The 3,017-nt window shown below is 43.8% G+C and carries 5 protein-coding genes; 2 read left to right on the forward strand and 3 right to left on the reverse strand.

All coding sequences use genetic code 11. The features are described from left to right. From AC5JL3_RS33010 to AC5JL3_RS33020, 3 genes are all read right to left on the reverse strand, one after another. The coding region (locus AC5JL3_RS33010; RefSeq protein ID WP_496078483.1) for a DUF3854 domain-containing protein at nt 1–1,207 on the reverse strand (1,207 nt) is incomplete at its 3' end. A gap of 99 nt (nt 1,208–1,306) precedes the next feature. Next, entirely contained in the window at nt 1,307–1,627 is a 321-nt protein-coding gene (locus tag AC5JL3_RS33015; RefSeq protein ID WP_496078484.1) for a hypothetical protein, read from the reverse strand. Between the two features lie 191 nt (nt 1,628–1,818). After that, complete coding sequence (locus tag AC5JL3_RS33020; protein WP_496078485.1) at nt 1,819–1,965, reverse strand: hypothetical protein; 147 nt, start codon at nt 1,963–1,965, stop codon at nt 1,819–1,821. A gap of 143 nt (nt 1,966–2,108) precedes the next feature. On the opposite strand from AC5JL3_RS33020, the gene AC5JL3_RS33025 reads away from it, so the two are divergent. Together AC5JL3_RS33025 and AC5JL3_RS33030 are read left to right on the forward strand one after the other, a co-directional pair. Next, a complete protein-coding gene (locus AC5JL3_RS33025; protein WP_496078486.1) occupies nt 2,109–2,444 on the forward strand; it encodes a hypothetical protein in 336 nt (111 codons plus the stop codon). Then, on the forward strand, nt 2,441–3,017 hold a 577-nt coding region (locus tag AC5JL3_RS33030; RefSeq protein WP_496078487.1), incomplete at its 3' end, for a hypothetical protein. The genes AC5JL3_RS33025 and AC5JL3_RS33030, both read left to right, overlap by 4 nt.

Below are 3,017 nucleotides of genomic sequence, written 5' to 3' on the forward strand. Positions count from 1 at the left end.
GGCGGTAATCACGTTGTAAGTGAGATATAAAGCGGAATCCAGGGCTGTGCTTGTGTATTTCGCCTGTCGCTACTTCCAAAACCCCATTGTTAAAGGCAATCCAATTCTTCCGGTCAAAGGTATTCCATTTCTTGACCCGTAACTGCCACTCTAAAAGCTCTGCCACATTCTTTAGGTAAGAAGGAGTGTTATATTCAATCCCTCTACTTTCTACAGTATCGAAGAGTAGCTTCATGAAATCTTTAATACTGAAGGCTTCCCAAATCTTTCCGTTAAAGATTCTCCAGGTGTCTTGTTCTCCATGAAAAGCCCATTGTGGTTGATATTCCTCTGCGATTTTTTTCGCTAATTGCTTTGGTGTGGGAGGCTTCTTCTCTTTCTTGTTATCTTCCCCATCAGGCTCTTTGTATTGCTCTGTGATGTCGGCTAATACCTGCTTGAACGTCTCGATTCCTTTTTGCTTAATAAAGTCATCCATTCCTTTGCCGTCGTCCATACTCCATTTACCCGTTATTGAATAGACGGGAACCCCAAATTTTCTCAACTGATGAATTAACTTTCTTTCTGCTTCAATAACGTTTTTATTAGCAATGCAATCGGCATCGAAAGCAATGATGAACCCGAAGCCTTCCTTAGCGAATTTCTCCAAGGTTTTGACTAAATAACGCTTCCCTTGGGGGTCGGATTTACTAGGAGTAAGTCCCATTTCAACTCCTGACAGCGCTAGTGTCGGGATGCCGTGAGATGTACCTGCAATCGCCTTAAATAAGCCTTCACTAACGAGGATGCAATGATGCCCTTGTACCTTCCAGCAGCGTTCCTTAAGCGCCTGGAGGGTATTCCAAAACGTTTCGTCGCTGGGATGGCGAGGAAGTATTGCATCGTAGTCTCCCTTTTCTTTCTGGGGGGTGCGGTACTTCGGTGCCCTCTTAGTACCGGATGCCGTGTCCAGGCCTGATAACCAAGGCTGGTCAGGCTTGAACTGTATTTGTTCCCGATTCTCCCCTCGCAGCAATAATCCGGGTGATTTTGCCGCATAACCTAGAGCTTTGGATGCTTCTTCTCTGGACACTGAGCAACAGTTTGCAATCACCCAGTCTAATGGAAGCGATCGCTTTTCAATCAATTCCTTGTAATGCTGGGTACATAAATGATTGGGACGCTCTAGTGTTGCAGTCCGATCGGAGTTTGATAGAGTAGTATGCATGGGATTTGAATTCTCATGAAATGGATAAGAAACAGTTCCGGTTTGTCGCTAAACATTTGCCGGGACTGTTTTTTTTTGTTGTTTGAAAGATTTTACTTCTTAATCTAAATCACTTTCATCATCTTGCAAGTCAGAGGCTTCCTGTTTTGAAGTTCCGTCTGCCTTTCCTGCTCGGATTTCCCCCCACATTTCATCAAGGGATATATTACGCTTCTTTGCTAAGTAAGTGACTCCTTCGCAGATTTTCTCCTTATTTTGCACTAGGGAGGATTGAAGGATGATTCTGGCTTGTGCAGACAAAGTGTTTCTGGCTAAGAAGGCCTCAGCCTTAAGCAAGTCTTCGTGGTATTCGCTTAAGGGAGCCATCTTGAATCGTTCGTCTCTCTTAGCACTCATAGCTGTGTCAGGCATTTCTGTCATCTTTATAACTCCCTTTTGCAGGGGGTAGCCAATTATGCTCCAAAAAAGCCTCAACTCCATATAAATTCCTGCTTTAAACTAAATGGACGTATTTTGGAAGTAAAAAGGTTAGATTCTGTACCGCAATGCTATCATTACGCAAGAGAACAGAAAAAAATTGCACAAAAAAAATCGGCTGAAACGCTGACTGCTCAAGGTAGTGCGGCGTTTTGGAGGGATTTTTTATGCAAAATCTCTCCTGTCTGCGTAGGCAATGCATCTGCAATCCCCTGCTGTGGTTGTCCTGTATGCGCTTCCAGTACGCACATATCGGCTGGTGTATTGGGTAGCGTCCGCATTCAACAGACTCGCACCATGCAATTAGAAAGGAGGGACTAATCTGGCTACTATTTCCGATGCACGTCTTGAATATGAACTCGTTTTCGGAAGATGTACTGACAATCATTGGCGTACTGTCCAGAAGATTCTGCGTAAAAACCAGATGGATATTACCCCTAAGAATGTTAGGTTCTTCGCAGAAATTAGAAAGATAATTCCTCGATGTGCGATTGGTGTGGAAGGAATTCTTAGCTGTTATTCCCAGGCAGACAAACTTCTAAGTAAGACTACCCAGAATATAAAGGGAGTAGAGGTTTTGACTTTACTTTCTACCTACGGAATAAAACCACACCAATCTACTATTACGAGGTGGTTTAAACATCTCGGAGGATACAAACGAGACAAAGAATACTGCCCCGAAGACCTTAAGCCAATATTCACCAGCGCATTCATCTATAAAGCACTTCACGCCCAAAAACTAGAGGAGATTTCATCATGAACACATTTACAAAACGAATTCAAACTCGTGCCAGCAGGAAAGGTATTAAAGTCTCGATGCAGCAGGTACGAGAGATTTACCAGACAGTTGTCAAAGACCTGGAAAATCCAACTGAAGAGGAAATGAATCTAGTCCTCAGCCAGCTAGAATCTTCATCGCAGGAAGTAGGTGAGTTGGTTCCTATACCCGAACCTGCAATCACTGAAATCACAGAAGAAAGTCACCTGGATATTTGGGAGATTCTACAGCCACCGGATGACGCGATCGCATCTGACCAGCTAGAGCGGGAAGAGGAATCCTTAGCAACGGGTGAACAAACTCTATCGGAGGTACACCTTAAAGTAGAGGAAATAGAACCCGATGGAGTTGAGCCAGCACAGGCATTAACTACAACTGGCGGTTTCGCATTGCCAGAAGATGATAAGCACTCCTTAATTCATCGGCAAGCATCGGCATTGAATGTTGAATTGAATACTTCAGAAATCACGACTATTGCTGGTCATATTGCAGATAATTACAGCAGCTTTGAAGATGCGTGTCGTCGTATCCAGTCCGTAATCCTCATGGTATTAG

It is taken from the genome of Symplocastrum torsivum (genome assembly GCF_059505465.1).

What these genes read in the sequence shown, in the direction of transcription:
- AC5JL3_RS33015 (WP_496078484.1), bottom strand. Translation starts at nt 1,627, where the DNA reads ATGACAGAAATGCCTGACACAGCTATGAGTGCTAAGAGAGACGAACGA.
- AC5JL3_RS33020 (WP_496078485.1), bottom strand. Translation starts at nt 1,965, where the DNA reads ATGCGGACGCTACCCAATACACCAGCCGATATGTGCGTACTGGAAGCG.
- AC5JL3_RS33025 (WP_496078486.1), top strand. Translation starts at nt 2,109, where the DNA reads ATGGATATTACCCCTAAGAATGTTAGGTTCTTCGCAGAAATTAGAAAG.